The following is a 19,253-nucleotide window of genomic DNA, read 5'->3' on the forward strand; positions in this document are numbered from 1 at the left end:
ACTCATCGTTGGTGTTTTGTTTAATTACAGACCACAGGGCCAAGTGCTGGCGTTTACACTTGGGTGTGATGACCCTCTCAAGGTAGCCTACCTTTTTACAGGATTTATGGCTGAGTCTGCACGCTCGTCCCTTTCTAAGTTAACAAAAATTGAACAATGTCAATCAATGTCTAGCTTTTAACGAGCGGATTTTGGGGATTCGCTTAGGTTTCTGCTGTTACCCGCAATTTAACTTTCGGCGGCCACTTGACTGGGGAGGGTGTCGTCTTCTTCGGCCACATCATTGACGATGGGGACGCATAATGCACTGATGACAAAGGAAATTCCCCCTAAAATCACCACATAGAGGTGAGAGGAATTGAGGAATGTTACCATTACCCAACCTAACCCTAATGCTGCGACAATTTGCGGGATGACGATGAAGGCGTTGAATAAGCCCATGTAAATGCCGATTTTCCGTTTCGGGAGGGAGTCGGACAACATGGAGTAGGGAATGGACAAAATACTCGCCCAAGCAATGCCTAAACCGATCATGGAGGCGAAGGCTAGATATTGATTATGGATGAATAAGAGCGAGATGAGTCCGGCCCCGCCACATAAAAGGCAGATGGAGTGGGTGGGTTTGCGGCCAATGCGTTTGGCGATTTTGGATAGGAGGAGGGAGACGAGGAAACAAGTGCCGTTATAGACGGCGATACAGACTCCGGCCCATTCGATGCCGTCGGTATAGACTTCGGATTTTTCCGAGACTGCGCCAAAGATATGGTGCGCGATCGCAGGGGGTAAATACAAGAACACACAAAACATCCCCAACCAGGTGAAAAACTGCACTACGGCTAACTGACGCATGGTTTGGGGCATATTAACAATATTCCCCCAAATCTCTTGTAATGCCTTCCCTAACCCCTCGCTTTCCTCATTGCGCTTATTAAACGCTTCCATATCTTGGGGTGGGGTTTCGTTGGTGGTGAGTACCGTCCATAAAATGGTACTCAGGAACACTGAAGCCCCCACATAATAGGAAATCTTCACCGTGAGAGGAATCGAATTGGCGGCCTCGTTGGCTTCTTGTAGCCCAAACACATTATGTAGCAACCAAGGTAACGTCGCCGCTACTACCGCCCCAGAGCCAATAAAAAAGGCTTGCATGGCAAACCCCTTCGTCCGTTGATTCTCCGGTACACGGTCCGCAATAAACGCCCTAAAGGGTTCTGTGGTTAAATTAATCGAGGTGTCCATGATCCACAATAGTCCTGCGGCCATCCACAAGGCTGAAGAATTGGGCATGAGGATGAGCGCAAGAGAACTGCAAATCGCCCCGGCGAGGAAATACGGTCGCCTGCGGCCTAAAGGGGTCCAAGTGCGATCGCTGAAATAACCGATAATCGGTTGGGCAATTAACCCACTCAACGGCGCAGCTAACCATAAAATCGGGATTTCTTCAGGGTTCGCGCCTAAATATTCATAAATCGCGCTAGTGTTGGACATTTGCAACGCCCAACCAAACTGAACTCCAAAAAATCCGACAGTTAAATTCCACAGTCGGAAAAAACTTAATTTTTTCGGTTCTTGAGAGGGTTTTTCGGGTGTTGACTTTTCTTGAACAGTCTTGTTACTCATAGTTTCTTTGACACAAACAACAAAAAATTAAGTGTGACGGTCCTCCTATACGTTCAACAGGGGGGAAATTCATCTCACCGCTAACCCTGCGGGTCTAGCGGGAGTTTTATGCACGACATTTTTGGTAAACAGCCGTCAGTTGTCCGAGGGTTTAAAACTCCAAATCATCAAATTCTGGTTTTAAATCCCGTTCCATGAGAGTCTGGACGGCCTCTTTGGGGGTAATTTTGCCATTGAGAAGGCGATATACTTGCCGAGAGATGGGAACGGCGATTTTTTGTTGGTTCGCTAAATCAATCAAGACATTGGTCGTATTTACCCCCTCCGCCGTCCCTTCTAAGTGGTCGAGAATTTCTGAGAGGGTTTTCCCTTGGGAGAGGCCGTACCCCACTTGATAGTTCCGAGAGAGGGGACTATCACAGGTGGCCAGTAAGTCGCCTAACCCCGATAAGCCAAAAAAGGTTTCCGTATCGGCCCCCAATACGGCCCCGACTCGGATCATTTCCGGTAAGGCCCGGGTGAGTAAGGCCGCTTTGGCATTTGTTCCTAAGTTTAAGCCATCGCAAACCCCGGATGCGATCGCCATAATATTTTTCAGCGTTCCGCCTAATTCCGTCCCCAAGGGGTCTGTATTCACATATACCCGAAAAGACTCACAGGCAAACAATTCTTGGACGGTTTCTGCGGCCTGGACATCAGAACTGGCCATCACTGTTGCTGCGGGCAGTTCGTTCATAATTTCTTTGGATAAATTCGGCCCCGATAACACCACGACGGGATGTTCCGGGAAGGCTTCCTGCCAAATTTGTGAGGGGGTTTTCGTGGTTTGGGGGTCAAGTCCTTTGGTGGCCGTCACCAAAATTACGTCATCGGGGATATGTAACGCTTGTATTTGTTCCACAACGGGACGAACCCCTTTCATAGAAACCGCAGAGAGGATGACATCGGCCCCTTGTACTGCTTCTGCTAGGGTTTCTTTACTGCGTCTAGACCAAATGCGGATTTGGTGGCCACTGCGTTCGGAGACATTGGCTAAAGCAGACCCCCAGGCCCCAGCCCCAATAATGGTTAAATTAGTGGGTTGACTGGTGTTTTCGTTTTGTGTTACTACAGTCTGACTAGCTTCTGGATTGGGATTGGTTGAGGGTGCAGACGTTACATTATTGGTCATTAGATATTCTCATGAATTCAACAAATACGAGCCTCGTCTCTCCCTATACTCAAGAGAGGTTAGGACGCTACACCCATGAGGTGGAAGTCCCTCACAGGGTCGGATGGCTTACTAGGTGAGTGATAACTCAAGCATTCATTTTAGCCAAATTCTAGGAGGGTCAAGCATTACCCCTGACCTCACTCCTTTACTATGGTATCGAATGGGCGTTAGAACGCACGGATTTCCCTTTGGGGGGTCTTGGATGTGTTCATACGGTTTCTGTCTAGAGTTGAATATTAAGTGCTGATGGCTTATCGAAATCCTATCCCAACGGTAGATATTATTATTGAATTGCGCAATCGCGCAGAGTCTCCCATTATTTTAATTGAACGACAAAATCCGCCTTACGGTTGGGCAATTCCAGGGGGGTTTGTGGACTATGGGGAGTCTGTTGAACAAGCTGCTATCCGGGAAGCGAAGGAGGAAGTGAGTCTAGATGTCACGTTACAAGAACAATTTTATGTCTATTCCGACCCCAACCGCGACCCCCGCAAGCATACTTTGAGTGTGGTGTTTATTGCTACGGCCACAGGCAACCCCCAAGCGGCGGATGATGCTAAAAATTTAAGTATTTTTACGGTTGACAATTTGCCAGAACATCTTTGTTTTGACCACGACAAGGTTTTACAAGATTATCGCAACTATCGGTTAAATGGCGTGCGGCCTGTTTTGCAGAGATAGTTCTTTGTTGTTGGTTATTTGTTCTTTGTTGTTGGTTATTTGTTCTTTGTGAAAAAGGGAACTCCGGAACAGGGAACAGTAAACAGTTTACCAATTACCAATTACAACTCTTGCCAATCTTTAATCGCTTCTTCAGTCCATAACCAATTTTGACTTAACCCTTGGGCTTGATAGGCTAAGGGGTCTTCATTTAACACCTTTTGTTTTAACTTATTTGCCTTATCTTGTAAAACTCGTTGCTGTTCGCCATCACTGTCTTGAGCTAACTTAGATAAGCCTAACGCTAGTCCAGCATAGGTATCTAACAGGGCTGGAGTTAATTCACTATTCTCCTGTTCAACCTGTTGATCCGTTAACTCTAGGGCATCATACCACGCCTGATTCGCTCGATTAATTTTCCCTTCGGCATAATACGCAAACCCTAACGCATTATGGTATTGTAGCGATTGAGGATCGCCTTTGACGGCAAGTTCCCAATAGCGTCTCGCATCATCGACACTGTAATTACTTTCCCCCACCATTACCGATTGCCAGGCTAAACGGCCTCGGAGAAAACTAACACTGGGGGTGTCTAGGGATTGATTGGGGACTGCTGCTAGGGCGGATTCTGCGTAATTTAGGGCATTGCGGTTTAATAATTCAGTGACTGCATTTACCCCGGTTTCGAGATTGCCTTCTGTAAATTGCGCGATCGCTAAACTGGTTAACTGATCTGTCGAAACCACCTGAAAATCCAAATTGGTCGGATCAACCGACTCCACCTCCCCCTCTACATCAAGATTAGCCGGATTAAAGGGTTGACTTTGCCAATACCAAACCCCTCCCACTGCAACTAACACCGCAACGACTCCCCCCACTATCCCCGGTAACAAGGCCGGGTGTTGTTTCCGCGAGGGAGGTTTTTGAGGGAGAGGAGGTTGGGGAGAAATGCTTTCTGAGGGGGGTGGAGTGGGTTGGGGAGAGGTTGAGGTCTCCCCTTCGGTGTTGGGGGGTTCTTGGGGATGAGAGAAGTCACTGAGGACGCTTTTAATAAAATCGGCCTCCTCACTGTCTTCTCCCTCCTCGGTGGTTTCTCCCATCGAGGACTGTTTCCCATTTTGTTCTTCTGGAGTTAAGAAGTCTTCCTCCTCTAAATCCTCATCCGCTAACCAGTCCTCCTGAACCTCTTGTTCCTCCCCTAACAATTCGGCGGGCATTTCCTCGGTATCATAGACATCGAGAGGATCGAGGTTTTTTTCTTCACTGTCTAAGAGGAGGCCATTAAAATTCGGGTGGAGATAGAGAACAGGTAAGGCCCAATAGAGTTGTTTTGACCCGTAAGCGGAAATTAACCCCTGTCTAGCGCGACTTAAACTGAGATCAATGGGATAACCGAGATCAAGATTGCGATAGAGTAAGCGAGTGAGGGTGAGGGCTACTTCATCGGGGATGCGTTCAGACATGGCTAAAACGGCAGGAATGCCCCGTTGAACGAGAGATTGGGCTAAACTACGTTGTTCAGGATTGGCGGTGGGAGAGAGGTCATTTTCGGCGGCCACATAGCCACTGCGACAGGAGTTAAAGACGGCGAATTGAATGCCATTATTGACTAATAATCCGGCTAAGTCTTCCCCGTAGAGTTGTTCGGTGAGTCCGGTGGTTCGATTGACTAAATAAATGCCTCCTCCGGCTTCCCCTAGGTCACTATGTCCGGCATAATGGAAAACTTGATAATTGCCTTGTTCTAGGGCTTGGGTGAGTTCTTCCCGTCCAGGTTGTTCCAGGATCATCAGTTCGAGATGGGGGGAGTCTGTGGCATTCCGTTGCAGTTCTGCTTGGAGTTGGTAGGCTTCTTGTTGTAGGGCTAAACTATCTTGGTCATCGGGTTGGGCAATGGCCATTAAAATCCGTAGGGGTTGTTGGGGAGAACGGTGGGTTGTTAGGGTGGGACTGCCTAAAGGACTGCCGAGTAGATACCGGGAGAAGGCCACATCTGTCCCTGTAGCGAGTGGCCGAAAGATAAAATTGCTCTCTTGACTGTGTAAGACTTCCCAGGGCAACCGTAATAATTCCCGGCCTCGCATCCCCAAGCGTAGGCGTAAAATTGACCGTTGATTGTGGGCGATACTTTGGGCTGCAATCCAACTATCCCGTAATGTACCTTGAAAGAGGGATTCATAGAGTTGTTGGCCAAATTCAATTAAATTAAAGGTGGCGGCCTCGGTTGTTCCTTGATTGAGTTCCCCGGTAATAAAGCGAAAATCGGCTTCTAGGGAGTCTCCTCCCTGTAGGACATGAAAGAGGGGGTCGGCCATTAATTGAGTTGCGCGATCGCGCCATTTTTCAGTATTCCACTGCACTTGTTCTTCCGCCAACGGGACACCTGGGGCGACTTTCTCTGTTCGGATTAAATAGCGATCGTCACCCAGGGGAGTGACCGAGAGTTGGAATTCCTGAAACATGGATTGTGCGTAGGTGGAAGGACAAAAAGGAGCGTTGTCACACCTTGAACCGGAGGAAACGACCCACGGGGGAATAATGAGACAGACTGATACCATTATCAAAGATAATAGATAGATTTGTCAGAAGCGAGGTTTCCCAAAACCCGATTTTTCTTGACCGACAAAGTTATTGGGGTGAAAGATTTAACTTACCCTCACATCTGAGTATCCCCTCCCCCATTGCTGACCAGTTAAGATAACCTGTCTTTTGTCCAGTTTTTAGGAGCATCGGGAGATAGAGGAGATAGAGAACCATTGAAAATAGAACAGTTTAAACCTCCCTCTTCCCCATCTCCCCCATCTCCCCCATCTTCCCCATCTCTCTTGACAATAGGAAGTCTCACTTTAACTTATCACCATTACCCCTCCCCTAAGATTCAAGTTGCTGATTCACTAGACTTTGGAAGGCTTCAGGAGAATCTACTGTAATGGCTTGACGATGTAAAGTAGTCAGAATAGACTTCTGCTCAATTTGATTCAGTGTATCTCTCAACCCCTCTGGCACAACCTTAAAACGCACTTCTAACACTTCGAGAATATCCTCTCGACTTTTACGGAGAATCCCCTGCTCAATTCCCTGCTCAATTCCTTCTTGGCGAGCAGACCGTTCTATACTGGTCACATAAGGCATTTTTTGTTCCTCCTCGTAGTTTCTAATCTAGGGAATAGGGAAGTGGTGTAACTCTCAACTCTCAACTCCCCTATCCCTCCTAAACGGGAACTTTCACTTGTTCTTGTCCCGCCAAATTAAATGCCTTGTGAATGGCTTGTAATGCTGTTACTCCGTCTTCTTCGGGGACAATGCAGCTAATTTTAATCTCGGAGGTGGTGATCATGTGGATATTAATGCTGTGGTCCGCTAAGGCGGCGAACATTTTGGCTGCTACTCCCGGATGACCTATCATTCCGGCCCCCACGACACTCACTTTCGCCACGGCAGTATTCACTAAGACTTCACTCATGCCCCATTGTGCAACAAGGTTTTCTAGGGTGCTGCGGGCGGTGGTAATATCCGCTTGGGCGACGGTGCAGGCGATGTCTCTGGTGGGTGTACCGTTGATGATGCGGCAGCGTTGGGATTGAATGATCATATCAACACTGATGCCTTGGTCGGCTAACAGGGTGAAGATTTTGGCGGCCATGCCCGGATGGTCGGGGACGTGGCGGATGCCGAGTTGGGCTTGGGACCGGTCTAGGGCAACTCCTCGGACGGGGGGGGAGTTTTCGATCTGGGTGTGACTGGGGAGGTGGAGGGGGGAGGATTCGATGCCGAAGGTGTTGCAGAGGGCTTGAATTGCGCGATCGCAATCTTCTTTCGCAATCGTACAACTCACCTTAACCTCGGACGTAGAAATCATGTCAATATTTACCCCCGCATCGGCCAAGGTGGCGAACATCGTCGCCGCAATGCCCGGACGGCCAATCATTCCCGCCCCCGCAATAGCAATTTTAGCGATGTTCCGTTCCACGAGAACTTCCGCTTCATTACTACTAGGACTACTATCCAAGCGTAAGGCCGGGGCAATGGCCTCCGCCACCGCTTCGGCATGGTTTAAGACTTCTTTCACCACCGTAAAGGCAATATCATTACTATTCCCCTCATGAATAGACTGGATAATTAAATCCACATCCACCTCATGACGGGCAATTTCCCCAAAGAGACGGGCCGCAATGCCTGGACGGTCTGGCACTCGCAATAAGGCCACTTTCGCTTGATCTCCATCCAATTCCACCGCATCCACGGCCTTGGCAATTTCTAGATTATCCAAAGAACGCGGTTTGGGCATCGGGGAAATGACGCGAGTTCCGGGGTCATCGGTCCAACTCGATAACACCACCAAGGGGATACCATAATTCCGGGCAATTTCCACAGCACGGGGGTGTAACACCTTCGCCCCCAAACTCGCTAACTCTAGCATCTCATCGGCGGTAATTTCCGTCATTAACCGCGCTTCGGGAACTAAACGGGGATCAGTAGTCAAAATCCCCGGAACATCTGTATAAATCTCGCATTGCTTCGCCTGTAACGCTGCGGCCAAGGCAACTGCCGAGGTATCTGACCCCCCGCGGCCTAGGGTGGTAATCTCTAAATCTTCTCCTTCCCCAATGCCCTGAAACCCAGCTACAACAATCACTTTCCCTTCTTGTAAATGCCGTTGTAACCGTTCCGTTTTAATCTGTAAAATTCTAGCGCGACTGTGGGCGGTTTCGGTCATAATCCCCACCTGGGCCCCCGTGAGGGAAATGGCCGGTTGTCCTAACTCCTGTAACGCCATACTCATCAGCGCGATGGACACCTGCTCCCCCGTCGAGAGTAACATATCCATCTCTCGCTTTGAGGGGGTTGAGGTAATCTCTTGGGCTAACCCCACTAAACTATCCGTGGTTTTCCCCATCGCTGAAACCACCACGACCACTTGATTTCCAGCTTGAACCGTTTTGTAGATGCGTTGGGCAACGGTTTGGATGCGTTCAACTGAACCGACTGACGTTCCCCCAAATTTCTGCACGATTAGCGACATAAGCGAACTATATCCCCATTGATGAGTTGCCTATTGTATCTTTCTCACTCTAGCAAAGCAAACCGGATGCCGTGAGTCTCTCCTGTTCCCTTGTCAGAAGATGAATAGATTGCAAATTTTTGTTAACTTTGTTAAGGTTTAGGTGTAATGCAGCTAAACCCAAAATAATAACCTGTCTCCCCCTGTGATAGGTGACTTTTACTCATTTTTGTGTTAACTAATTTTTGTGTGTTAACTAATTTTTGTTAACTAAACTGTACTAGCTGAACCATTTCGTGATACCGATTAGCGATATCCTTGAGATTGCCCTCCTAGTAATTGACTGACCTTCCTAGAAACTGATCTTCTCCACAGTAATATTTGTTAGTAATATTTGTTAATCTAGGGCGGAAAGCCTCTCTGTGGGTAGATAGCAACTTTGCTATGTCCTGATTGTGTTGAACTCTCTCACGAATTCTCACACTTGGCCCAAAAAACGCCGAAACCATCAATAAGGAGAATTTATGAATCAACCGCTCCCAGTTGATAATGTTAAAGCCTACTTACAAGAAATCGGACGTACTCCCCTACTGCGTCAGGAAGAAGAACTTGAATTAGCTCATCAGGTGCAACAAATGATGGCTCTCTTGGATAAAGAGACCTTAACCCCCGAAGAATGGCGTATTTTTCGTCAAGGTGAGAGAGCAAAGGAAAAAATGATCAAGGCCAACTTACGTTTAGTGGTCTCCATTGCTAAAAAATATCGTAATCGGGGGTTATCGTTACTGGATTTAATCCAAGAGGGGAGTTTAGGGTTAATTCGGGGAATTGAAAAATTTGATCCCAGTCGGGGGTATAAGTTATCGACCTATGCCTATTGGTGGATTCGTCAGGCGATTACCCGTGCGATCGCAGAACAAAGTCGCACCATCCGTCTCCCCATCCACATGACCGAACAAATTACTAAATTAAAATATACCACCCGTGAATTAATCCAAGAATTAGGCCGTAAACCCACCGAAATCGAACTGGCCGAACGTCTCGACATTCCCGTAAAAAAACTCCGCACCATTCGTCAAGCGGTTCACCGAACCAGTGCCATGAGTCTCAATCTCAAGGTCAAAGAAGATGATAATACAGAATTAGGCCAACTCTTAGCCGATGACTCCGCCTCCCCCAGTGATTTCGCCTTACAAGACGAAATGCAATCCCAAGTCACGCGACTCTTACAAACCTTACCCGAACGACAGCGAGAAGTCATCACCCTCCGCTTTGGGTTAGAAAATGGCAAAAAAATGAGCTTTAAAGAAATTGGTAATTATTGTGGCATGAGTCACGAACGAGTCCGCCAAATCCAAAATAAAGCCTTGCGAACCCTGAAACGGAATGCCTTTCGGTTAAGAGGAATAGCCATGTAACGGTCCCCCCCCCGTAGAGCAGTCGTAGAGCAGTCGTAGAGCAGTCGGAAATTAAGCAAAACGGCGACGCTAAAACCCATTCAGCCCCATGAAGGACTCAACAAACCGCCAGTTGTGAGTCCTTTTTCTCATTTCCTCCAGAGTGTTGTCTTCCGAACCAACCCCAACACTCGCACTCCCAAAAGACAAAGCTACAATTAGAGAGGCATCTAAAGGCCAGAATGGTGATTTAGTGAATCAAAATTTATGAGTAGTGTTACACAAACGCAATATACCGACGAACAAATTTCCGTGTGGCTACGGGGACTCTTAACCGTTGCTTGGGCCGATGGCCACTATGATCCCGAAGAAAAAGACTTCATCGCTAGTCTAACCCACGAAGAACTCGCCCCCCAAACCGATCTAGGGTCACTCGAACCCATTTCCGCCCACGAACTCGCCCAAACCATGAAAGGCGACCCAGAAATGGCGGAAAACTTCATGCGAACCGCCGTCATGATGGCCTTAGCCAACGGCGTTTACTCCAAAGAAGAATCCAACGTCATTAACGAATTTTTAGACGCATTAGACTTAGAAGTCGAGGAACTCAAAGCCCTCGAACATACCCTCTATGACCCCGACAAACACAACATCGAACCAGAAGCCGATGATGCGTTTACCTCGGAAGTCCAAGCAGATCAGCAAGCTACAGACTCTCATCTCTCCCTTCCCCACCCCCACGTCCTCAAACCCATCCAGAAGTGGTTAGACAAAATGGACGTGAATGATCCCAGGGTTGCCCGGTTTATCTGTAAAAGCATCCCCCCCCAATGTCCCTTTGAACGAGATATTAAACTCTTTGGCCACAAAGTAGTCCATATCCCCCCCATGTGTAAACTCAATCCCCTCTATGAACAATTGGTCGGATTACGGTTTCGGGCGTTATCCTTTCTCGCGGATGAATGCGGAGAAGACGTTTCTAAATATTGTTAAAGCATTGGGATTTCTCTATTTCGGGTTTCAGGGTAAACTAAGACACATTTCAGAAGTTGATTAAAGTTCTCAAGGACAACCAATTAGCTTCTTCTGGGTGGGAGTACCTTCGCCTACCCAGCTTTGTTTCGGTTAGAGGATTGAATATGTCGAGTTCCCCAACCCCTTATCGAGGTGCAGTCCAAGCTCAAGGTGATGATATCCCTATTGAAGGAGGTTACACCCGTTCTTGGGCTAGAGAGCAACCTGTGACAGATCAAGAAGGGTTATCGTTTCTTGCTAAGATTGAAGCAAAATGCAGTGAATCTCAAAAAAAAGAACGCAAACGAGCTTTTGCAAAGGCACAACGTTTTATTGAAAATGCGAGTCAGCAAGGAGGAGTTGGGCCAGAATCACAGCCTCACTCCTTTCAAGATTCTAAACGAACCATTCCCAATGCTCGTGTTGATATTGAGATTCGGAAAGGTCTGACCTTTATTCCAGTAGAAAACGCTGAATGACTATGAGCCTCGCTAAGGTACAGCAATTTTTAGACTCCGACAACCCCGACGGAGCAAGAGATGCTGTTGAGAGAAGGCTAACTGATCTGACAAGAGTAAATGCAGAGATTCGAGATTTTGCTGCGTTACTTGCCCTAGGAACACAACAGGAGTTAGAAATTGCGTTAGGCGTTTTAGCGCGTAAACTGCTCAACCCGCAGCAATCCGTTAATTCTGAGGTTCTCTGGTTACTACTGGCCGCCGTATTATCCCGTTCTCAAAGCGTTTCAGAACAAGCATCACCAGTTTCTGCGGATAGTCCAGCGAGAATTAGTATTTTAGGACTGACGACTTGGGTTAAAAATTGGGAATCCCCGCTTTTTGCCTTGCTCACACCTGCATTAGATGCTTTTTTCCTCGTGAGTCTGTCTCAGGGAAATTCCTTAATTGCTGAACAAACTTTAGATTTTATCGCTACTGAGGGAGAAAATTATGCAAAAGCCCCTCGAACTCAGAATCAATTGCAAGAGCTTCAAAGGCAAATGCAGTCTGTATTAGATCAGGTGGATGATTTAGAGATAAAAGAGGAATGGAGTGAAGGATTAGAAGAATTTGTAATAAATGCACATACAGTTCAATATACGGATGAAAATATTTGGTCTGCTGCTAAGACGTTAGTTGATCAAATTTACTCTTCTCGTATTTTGAAGCAAGATGAAAACAATTCTAAAATCAAAGAACAAATCAATAGATTTATAACAGCTTCTCTTGCTGCACTAGGAACAATTTTTGGAAAACATAAACAAGGACTATCAGTTGCTGTTCGTATTGATAGTTCTACGCACAAAAATTCTTGGTCAGTTGGGGCAAATGTGATTGATAAAATAGAACGTTTGTTTCAAGAAGTGGTTAATACAACTTCGCCCAATTCAAACTTACCTACTTTTATACCTGCCCAAGCCATACCCGGGTCTTGGACAATTTTATTACACATTAACATTAGTCAGAATCAGTCGAATTTACTAACAAGCCAAATTGCTTCTTTATTTTCAATAGAATCTCAAAAGAATGAACAAAGTAATTCTTTTTTAAATAGCTGGCAAGACTATATTTATCAATTAAAACAGGATGATTTACAAGTTGATATTGCTTTTTCTCATAATACTTCAGAACACCTATTTTTGAAATCTATATCTACAGAAGATAGAATTTTTGATAACTTAGAAGAGTCTGTCAAAAATAATTTAAAACTCCTTTCTCATGATGTTCCACAGGCAGATAACTTTGAACGAATTTTAGATTTTGCATCTCTATTAATTCAATATCCTACATCCCCACCAATTGTGAAACAAAAGTTCTTAAAATTAGAAGGGGTTAGCACAAGACAATTTGCTTATTATCGGCGAGCAATAGAAATTTTGGGTCTTGCTGATGAGCGTGTGCGACCGACTCCTGCTTGTTTTATGCTAAAGCGTTTGCCCAAAAATGCGAAAATACGGTTTTTAGCTTATCAGTTTATATCATCTAATCTTGGGTTAGCATGGTTTAACTGGCAAGATGTCAATGATCTCTCAGAGCTTCAGCCAGAAAAAGCAACTGAGTTTTTGAAAGATGTTTGTCCATCGCTTTCTGGGGGAACAATTAAACGACGGAGTAAAACTTTACAATGTTGGCTCAAAAAATTCCAAGACCATTGGTAAAAGGGAAAACTCAATACTATTTCCCCATTATTGATTGTTAAGTCTAAATTATTAATTGATGAAAAATGCAGTTTATTGATTACGCAGAAATTGAAGTACAAGCCGGAAATGGGGGCGATGGGATCGTCGCTTTTCGTCGGGAGAAATATGTTCCTGCCGGGGGGCCGGCTGGAGGCAATGGGGGACGAGGGGGATCAATTTATTTGGAAGCGGATGAACAACTGCAAACCCTCCTCGATTTCAAATATTCCCGCTATTTTAAGGCAGATAATGGCAAACGAGGAGGACCCAATAACTGTACGGGGGCTTCTGGGCAGGATTTAATTATACAAGTCCCCTGTGGGACGTTAATTTATGACCTCACCAGTGAGGAAACCATTGGCGACTTAACCCAACCTAAGCAACAAATTTGCGTAGCCCAAGGGGGCAAAGGAGGATTAGGGAATCGGCATTTTTTGAGCAACCACAACCGCGCCCCAGAGTACGCTTTACCGGGGTTAGAAGGGGAACAACGCCGTTTGCGGTTAGAGTTGAAGTTATTGGCCGAGGTGGGCATTATTGGCTTACCCAATGCGGGAAAATCCACGTTAATTGCGGCGTTGTCTTCAGCCCGTCCGAAAATTGCCAATTATCCGTTTACGACACTTGTGCCGAATTTAGGCGTTGTTCGCAAACCAACGGGAGATGGGACGGTATTTGCAGATATTCCAGGGTTAATTGCGGGGGCCCATGCAGGGATTGGCCTTGGCCATGAGTTTTTGCGGCATATTGAACGGACTCGCTTATTAGTCCATCTAATTGATATTACGGCGAATAATCCTATTGAGGATTTCCATACAATTCAGGATGAGTTAAAGGCGTATGGGAAGGGATTATCGAGTCGCACTCAAATTTTAGTCTTAAATAAAACCGATGCCGCAGAAGAAGACTTGAAAGCCATTGTTAAAGAGGAATTAGCCCAATACACCCCCCTACCCATTTTAGAGATTTCTGCGGCTACTGGGGAAGGGCTAGAGACTCTCCTGAATCTCGTCTGGCAAAATTTAGAGAAGTTATCGGAAGCAACCCCCCTCATGCCAGAATAAATATACACTGGATTTGAGATAAGAGGGTTTTTGATGTCCGGATTACTGACTACGAACAGAGAAACAGGGGGTTTTTTAATCAACCGAGTGAGGCTGTTCGGAGAATTGGGACATTTCCGCTTGTAACTGGTGTACCGACTGAGATAAATTTTCTAAAGATTCTTTCGTTTCTTGCAAAGTATGACGCAGGTAATAAGATGTTTGTTCTGAGGCTTGACTCAACTCCTTAACTGATTCCTGAATTCCCTGAAATTTAGTTCTTTGGGCTTTAATATTATGATGAATAGTTTCCACTTTAGTGTTTAGGCTGGTAATTTGTTCTGTGGTAAACCGATCCATCTCTTTCACGCCATCTGCTACCGAAAATTGCATTTAATCTAGAATGGGATTAATTTTTTCAGTAATATTAGCCGTTTCATCTGCCAATTTATTAATCTCTTTAGCAATCACTGTAAACCCGGTACTTGCGTTTCCTACCTTCGATGCTTCAATCGAGGCATTAAGAGAAAGCATTTTAGTTTGTGTTGCAATGTAATTAATTTGATCAATAATATTATGAATATTATTTGCTCCTGTTGCAATTTCTCCTAACTGTTCGGACAGCATTTTACAAGATTTTTGTAAAGAAGTGAAAGCAGACTCTATTTCTTCAACGGTTTCGACTAATTGTTCAGAAATTTGTCCCACTTCAGTGGTAGTTGCTAAAACATCTCGATGGGCGGCAACTTGTTGTGTCACCATACTTTCTAGTTGTTGTCCTGATTCATTAATTTTATTGGTTAATTGGGTTGAATCTAAGACTTTATTCGCTAAAGACCGGAGAAATGCTAAACTTTGTTTTAAATCAGCAGATAATGACCTCGCTTGACTTTGATAAGTATTTACATAGTCTAAAGATAGTCCAATAAGTGGGACAAGATAAGCGAGGATTTTTAAGAAATGCGCAATATTAAAGGCATTATCAAACAAGGCCGTAGAACCAAATGCCATATAAACCTGTGTCGCTACATTGGGAATTGCACTAATGACAACAGCATGGGTAAAAATACTAGATTCTTGATGATAAAACTTGGGATAAACCACTAAACCTGCGAAAAGAAAAAGTAGAAGCGGGATGACATCCCAAGGTCGAGTAATTAAGCTATTGGGGAACATGGTTTGCGGCAGTTGTGAGCTAGTCGCACAAAAATAAATGATACTATACGCCACAACTCCAAAAATAAAACTAATTATAATAACAAGGTTTAAATTTTTAGTGCTTTTGGTGCGTTCTTTCATTTGAGGACTGATTAAAAATAAACCTACCCCCACAATCATGATTAGTGCATGAAATAAGCGACAAATTGCCCAAGTAAACGGAATTAAATTTTGATGATCTGCTACGGCTTCAATGAGTCGATCTGCTGCTAATGTATGGAAAGCATCCATCACCCCGGCAAAGAATAAAGCAACCCCTAAAATCGGGGTCATGGGATTTCCTTTAACGGTATAATTTAATAAACTCAATAAAACAATTAAAAAGGCGGCACAAAAAGCACTCCATTCTAAAATGGTATGCACGAAACTCCCCGCTAATGTTAAGTGCATTGCGTCAATAATTTCTGAGGGTGGCAATTCACTCGCGGTTTCAAGATCAAAAGGGACTCCTTGAGTGGCAAAGTCAAGGCCAAGTTGATTTAAAAAAAAGGGAACGATACACAGAGCAGTGACAGCAATAATGATCTTTTGCGGAATTTTTTGTTGGGGAGTCGTGAAATTGTGCATCACTCTATTCTTTAGCTAAGGGAAAAAGGTGATTTTAGACTTGAGTTCCCCTTACCATTGCCTGAACTGTCCTTGGGTGTTGCTAAAAAGACTACAACTATAACAAATTTAATTCTAGTGGCATGACTGTCTTAATTGGGGGCATTCTTGTCGGTTGGTCTCTTGGTAGGGAAATATGGACAGGGTTTTGTTGGGTTTCGCTCTCCTCAAGGGGCAATATTAGTTTGTGCTTGACTTTTAAAGCTCATCGGGATTAACTCCTAACTCTCGTAACTTAGCCGCTAATTTTTCGGCCCGTTGGCGTTCTTCTTCAGCCCGTTGGCGTTCTTCTTCAGCCCGTTGGCGTTCTTCTTCCGTTTGTTCACTACTCCATAACAACAAAGTCCCATCTGACTCCCACCACCTTAACCAGTTAATGGTTTGTCCTAACCGTTCGCCTCGCCACAGTCCCAAAAATAACTCTAACTCTGGTATCCAATACTGTCCATTTTCATTGGGTTGTCCTAACTGATATTGGCCTTCTTCTAAATAGCGAACCTCTAAACGACCAACATAAGGGTCATAGGTGACATAGGTAGGGACTTGTAAAATATGCTCATAAAAATATAACTTGCCGTAAGGCGGTGTAGAACGCACGGATAGTTCTCCCCCTTCGGTGTCGGAAAGAAATTCCATGACTACGGCAACTGGAGAGCCTTCCACGTGGGGGGTATAACTGCGACGAATGACTCCTTCGGTGACTGGTTGTACTTGGGGGATATAACACCAGTCTGGGGCTTTAACAATGGTTTTGCCGTTTATTGTAGCGACTAAGCCAAAATTAGCGGCAATGAGTATGGAGGGTTGAATTAATCCATTCGCGCCTAATGCATCGGTTAAAGCGGCGGCGAGGGCGGGCTGTTGGATGTTTTCCACGGGATCATCAGGGAGGGGAAAGTCGGAGGGTAAAGGATGCCAAGTAATGGTGGGTTTTTGGTGTGGGGTTTGGGGGGGTGAGGGGGTTTGTTGTGTGGGTTTGGGAATTTGGCGAACCATATTCGGTTGGGGGTGATGCTTTTAAGGTTAAGGGTAGCATAGTTGATAGTTGATAGTTGATAGTTGAACCACAAAGACACAAAGGACACAAAGGGGAGATGGGGAAGTATTAACAGTATTTCCGTTTAAATTCTCCCGATGCTGCTGATGCTTCGGAGGCTTCCCCATGGCTTAACTATTCTTCTACCCAAACGGAGACTGAGCCGCCATTACAGAAAAACTCAGCCCATCCCCATTCGTTGGTATAGACGGGGGTGGGAATATGTTGGGTGATGTCGTAAAACTTGGTGTGGGGTTTTCCGACTTCCATCCATTTATTTCCGGCTGCCCCGTCACTCATTAAGACGGCCATGGCTTTTGGATGCTCGTTATCTCCTAGGCGAGTCCAACCAATGGTATTAATATGATCGAAATAATCGTATTGGGGACCGTAGGCAAAGTGACGACGGGCGTAGAGGAATTTATCAATTAACCAACGGTGGGAGGGGAGGTAAATGGGGTAACGGTTGCCATCTCGGCCATAGTCTTCGTAATGGGCCCCATAATAGTCGGCATAAAATACGCAGGGATAGCCTTCGGCCCGGAGGAGAATGAGGGCGTAGGCGAGGGGTTTAAACCATGGCTCTACGGGGGCTTCTAGGGCTTGTAGGGGCTGAGAATCGTGGTTTTCGACGAATGTGACGGCATGGGTGGGGCGTTGCTGCATCATGGTGTTGTCGAGGATGCGGCGCATATCGTAATGGCCGCCGGCCCGACTGGCGTAGTGGAAGTTATAGTGGAGGGGGACATCGAAGACGGACATTTTGCCTTCTACGGAGTCCACGTACCAATGTAATGTGCTGATGTCGTTGTACCAGTATTCTCCGACGATAAAGAGGTTTTTTCCGGTGTGATTTTCTAAATTTTCAATCCATTGGGGGAAAAACCACGCAGAGATATGTTTAATGGCATCGAGACGAAACCCATCGACTCGGGTGGTGTCGAGATACCATTTCCCCCATCGTTGCATTTCTTCGCGGACTTCTGGGTTTTGAAAGTCGATGTCGCATCCCATTAGGTAGGCATAGTTACCTTTTTCGAGGGCGACGTAATCATCAAATTGTTTTCCTTCTAATAGGTAAACGGTGTTGGGTTCTTTGGTATAGTCGTCATAATCGACGGCATCGAAGTGCCACCAGTGCCATTGAAAGTCGGAGTATTTTTGTTGGCGACCGGGGAAGGTAAAGTGGGTATAGGTTTTGATGTCGCGCATCCACCCTTTGGGGGTGAGTCGGTTATTTTGGGGGAAGGGGGTGGCTTTGACGATTTCGGTTTGCTCCCCTCCCATGCGATGATTGAGGACTCCATCTCCATAGACTTGAATGTTGTTGGCGTGTAATGCTTGAATGGCGGCTAAGTATTGTTCTTTTGTGCCGTATTTGGTGCGAGTTGTTCCCCGTTGGTGGAATTCTCCTAAGTCATACATATCATAGACGGCATATCCGACATCATAGATGCCACCCATGCCTTTGTATGCGGGGGGCAACCAAAGGGCGGTAATGCCAGCGTCTGCGAGGTCTTTGGCTTTTTCGGTGATGTCGTTCCACAGGATTAAGTCGGGGTCAATATACCAGTGGAAGTATTGCATTATAACACCGTTGAGGGACATGGGCATTGCTCCTTGTGGGATTAGGGTGGATAAATCAAAGATAGCTCATGTTTTTGGTGGCTCAAAGGGGAATATTAGGGGATTTCTGACAAGTTTTGTCAGATTTTAATTTTTTGTTGAGTTTCGTTAGAGTAAAAGCGAGGTCTCCTAAGCTCATTGAAATGTCATTTTGGTGTGAGGAGTGCTTGAACGGTTGTTGTTAAGTGTAAGAATTAGTTAATGTTTTATGTTTTTAGAACAAAGATCGACGGGTTATTTGATTGAAGTGATTAATCTGGAGAATTTGTATAAACCTTCTGTGCCTCAAGTGACTGGCCGTTCTCATGCGGGTGAGGAAAAGCAGGATTTGGCGATTTATCAGAAGCAAGATTTAAGGTTTCCTTCGGGGGAGGATTTACCCCAATGTTGGATTAATCCGAATTATCGGGTTCAACAGGATAATGTGGTTATGGCAGTGAGTCAGCGTTAGTTTTTTGTGGTGTAGTTTGGTGGCCTTGGGGTGAAACCCAAGGCTCATAGTTTAAAACTGTTTTAAGGGGTTGAGGGATTCATTTTAGGTGAGAAAGCAATCCTTGGGTTGAAAGCAATCCTTGGGTTGAAAGCAATCCTTGGGTTGAAAGCAATCCTTGGGTTGAAAGCAATCCTTGGGTTGAAAGC

Annotated in this window: 17 protein-coding genes; 8 read left to right on the forward strand and 9 right to left on the reverse strand. The window is 45.6% G+C overall.

Features of this window, described 5'->3' with window-relative positions; all coding sequences use genetic code 11:
- Positions 1–181: hypothetical protein (locus tag PN462_RS12270; RefSeq protein ID WP_272128535.1), on the forward strand; the 181-nt coding region annotated here is incomplete at its 5' end.
- A 47-nt stretch (positions 182–228) separates the two neighbouring features.
- Here PN462_RS12270 and PN462_RS12275 read toward each other — a convergent pair.
- Positions 229–1,620 carry an MFS transporter gene (locus PN462_RS12275; protein WP_272128536.1) on the reverse strand — a complete coding sequence of 464 codons (1,392 nt, stop codon included), beginning with the start codon at positions 1,618–1,620 and terminating at the stop codon, positions 229–231.
- A 151-nt stretch (positions 1,621–1,771) separates the two neighbouring features.
- Positions 1,772–2,791: an NAD(P)H-dependent glycerol-3-phosphate dehydrogenase gene (locus PN462_RS12280; protein ID WP_272128537.1), complete on the reverse strand. Its 1,020-nt coding sequence runs from the start codon at positions 2,789–2,791 to the stop codon at positions 1,772–1,774.
- Positions 2,792–3,079: 288 nt separating this feature from the next.
- On the opposite strand from PN462_RS12280, the gene PN462_RS12285 reads away from it, so the two are divergent.
- Positions 3,080–3,514, forward strand: coding sequence for an NUDIX hydrolase (locus PN462_RS12285; protein WP_272128538.1), 435 nt, complete (start codon positions 3,080–3,082; stop codon positions 3,512–3,514).
- A gap of 101 nt (positions 3,515–3,615) precedes the next feature.
- Here PN462_RS12285 and PN462_RS12290 read toward each other — a convergent pair whose 3' ends face one another.
- From PN462_RS12290 to PN462_RS12300, 3 genes are all read right to left on the reverse strand, one after another.
- Positions 3,616–5,955: a CHAT domain-containing protein gene (locus PN462_RS12290; RefSeq protein ID WP_272128539.1), complete on the reverse strand. Its 2,340-nt coding sequence runs from the start codon at positions 5,953–5,955 to the stop codon at positions 3,616–3,618.
- Positions 5,956–6,364: 409 nt separating this feature from the next.
- Positions 6,365–6,625, reverse strand: coding sequence for a hypothetical protein (locus tag PN462_RS12295; RefSeq protein WP_272128540.1), 261 nt, complete (start codon positions 6,623–6,625; stop codon positions 6,365–6,367).
- 79 nt (positions 6,626–6,704) lie between these two features.
- Entirely contained in the window at positions 6,705–8,516 is a 1,812-nt protein-coding gene (locus PN462_RS12300) for an aspartate kinase (protein ID WP_272128541.1), read from the reverse strand.
- Positions 8,517–9,019: 503 nt separating this feature from the next.
- Here PN462_RS12300 and PN462_RS12305 point away from each other — a divergent pair.
- The 5 genes from PN462_RS12305 (at position 9,020) to obgE (ending at position 14,149) form a co-directional block, all read left to right on the forward strand.
- Entirely contained in the window at positions 9,020–9,913 is an 894-nt protein-coding gene (locus tag PN462_RS12305; protein WP_272128542.1) for a sigma-70 family RNA polymerase sigma factor, read from the forward strand.
- A gap of 246 nt (positions 9,914–10,159) precedes the next feature.
- Complete coding sequence (locus tag PN462_RS12310; protein ID WP_272128543.1) at positions 10,160–10,885, forward strand: Mo-dependent nitrogenase C-terminal domain-containing protein; 726 nt, start codon at positions 10,160–10,162, stop codon at positions 10,883–10,885.
- 146 nt (positions 10,886–11,031) lie between these two features.
- Complete coding sequence (locus tag PN462_RS12315; protein WP_272128544.1) at positions 11,032–11,385, forward strand: hypothetical protein; 354 nt, start codon at positions 11,032–11,034, stop codon at positions 11,383–11,385.
- Positions 11,382–13,064: a hypothetical protein gene (locus tag PN462_RS12320; protein WP_272128545.1), complete on the forward strand. Its 1,683-nt coding sequence runs from the start codon at positions 11,382–11,384 to the stop codon at positions 13,062–13,064. The genes PN462_RS12315 and PN462_RS12320 overlap by 4 nt, the downstream gene beginning before the upstream one ends.
- Positions 13,065–13,129: 65 nt before the next feature.
- Positions 13,130–14,149: a GTPase ObgE gene (gene obgE / locus PN462_RS12325; RefSeq protein ID WP_272128546.1), complete on the forward strand. Its 1,020-nt coding sequence runs from the start codon at positions 13,130–13,132 to the stop codon at positions 14,147–14,149.
- 75 nt (positions 14,150–14,224) lie between these two features.
- Here the strand turns inward: obgE and PN462_RS12330 are convergent, their stop codons facing one another.
- The 4 genes from PN462_RS12330 to PN462_RS12345 form a co-directional block, all read right to left on the reverse strand.
- Entirely contained in the window at positions 14,225–14,521 is a 297-nt protein-coding gene (locus tag PN462_RS12330) for a hypothetical protein (RefSeq protein WP_272128547.1), read from the reverse strand.
- Entirely contained in the window at positions 14,522–15,913 is a 1,392-nt protein-coding gene (locus PN462_RS12335) for a methyl-accepting chemotaxis protein (protein WP_272128548.1), read from the reverse strand.
- A gap of 237 nt (positions 15,914–16,150) precedes the next feature.
- Entirely contained in the window at positions 16,151–16,948 is a 798-nt protein-coding gene (locus PN462_RS12340; protein ID WP_272128550.1) for a Uma2 family endonuclease, read from the reverse strand.
- Positions 16,949–17,123: 175 nt separating this feature from the next.
- The gene (locus PN462_RS12345) at positions 17,124–18,602 is read right to left on the reverse strand and encodes an alpha-amylase (protein ID WP_272128551.1); all 1,479 of its coding nucleotides are present in this window, start codon (positions 18,600–18,602) and stop codon (positions 17,124–17,126) included.
- A 220-nt stretch (positions 18,603–18,822) separates the two neighbouring features.
- Between PN462_RS12345 and PN462_RS12350 the strand changes: the two genes are divergently transcribed.
- A complete protein-coding gene (locus tag PN462_RS12350) occupies positions 18,823–19,065 on the forward strand; it encodes an acetyltransferase (RefSeq protein ID WP_272128552.1) in 243 nt (80 codons plus the stop codon).
- Positions 19,066–19,253: the final 188 nt, after the last annotated feature.

Origin of the sequence: Spirulina sp. CS-785/01, from assembly GCF_028330525.1 — a bacterium.
In the GTDB taxonomy this organism is placed as follows: Bacteria; Cyanobacteriota; Cyanobacteriia; order Cyanobacteriales; family Spirulinaceae; genus JAQMSD01.

Bases quoted from the DNA above. Each gene is read 5' to 3' on its own strand.
- PN462_RS12275 (WP_272128536.1), bottom strand. From the start codon at position 1,620: ATGAGTAACAAGACTGTTCAAGAAAAGTCAACACCCGAAAAACCCTCT.
- PN462_RS12315 (WP_272128544.1), top strand. From the start codon at position 11,032: ATGTCGAGTTCCCCAACCCCTTATCGAGGTGCAGTCCAAGCTCAAGGT.
- PN462_RS12295 (WP_272128540.1), bottom strand. From the start codon at position 6,625: ATGCCTTATGTGACCAGTATAGAACGGTCTGCTCGCCAAGAAGGAATT.
- PN462_RS12280 (WP_272128537.1), bottom strand. From the start codon at position 2,791: ATGACCAATAATGTAACGTCTGCACCCTCAACCAATCCCAATCCAGAA.
- obgE (WP_272128546.1), top strand. From the start codon at position 13,130: ATGCAGTTTATTGATTACGCAGAAATTGAAGTACAAGCCGGAAATGGG.
- PN462_RS12330 (WP_272128547.1), bottom strand. From the start codon at position 14,521: ATGCAATTTTCGGTAGCAGATGGCGTGAAAGAGATGGATCGGTTTACC.
- PN462_RS12320 (WP_272128545.1), top strand. From the start codon at position 11,382: ATGACTATGAGCCTCGCTAAGGTACAGCAATTTTTAGACTCCGACAAC.
- PN462_RS12350 (WP_272128552.1), top strand. From the start codon at position 18,823: ATGTTTTTAGAACAAAGATCGACGGGTTATTTGATTGAAGTGATTAAT.
- PN462_RS12335 (WP_272128548.1), bottom strand. From the start codon at position 15,913: ATGCACAATTTCACGACTCCCCAACAAAAAATTCCGCAAAAGATCATT.
- PN462_RS12285 (WP_272128538.1), top strand. From the start codon at position 3,080: ATGGCTTATCGAAATCCTATCCCAACGGTAGATATTATTATTGAATTG.
- PN462_RS12300 (WP_272128541.1), bottom strand. From the start codon at position 8,516: ATGTCGCTAATCGTGCAGAAATTTGGGGGAACGTCAGTCGGTTCAGTT.
- PN462_RS12340 (WP_272128550.1), bottom strand. From the start codon at position 16,948: ATGGTTCGCCAAATTCCCAAACCCACACAACAAACCCCCTCACCCCCC.
- PN462_RS12305 (WP_272128542.1), top strand. From the start codon at position 9,020: ATGAATCAACCGCTCCCAGTTGATAATGTTAAAGCCTACTTACAAGAA.
- PN462_RS12345 (WP_272128551.1), bottom strand. From the start codon at position 18,602: ATGCCCATGTCCCTCAACGGTGTTATAATGCAATACTTCCACTGGTAT.
- PN462_RS12310 (WP_272128543.1), top strand. From the start codon at position 10,160: ATGAGTAGTGTTACACAAACGCAATATACCGACGAACAAATTTCCGTG.
- PN462_RS12290 (WP_272128539.1), bottom strand. From the start codon at position 5,955: ATGTTTCAGGAATTCCAACTCTCGGTCACTCCCCTGGGTGACGATCGC.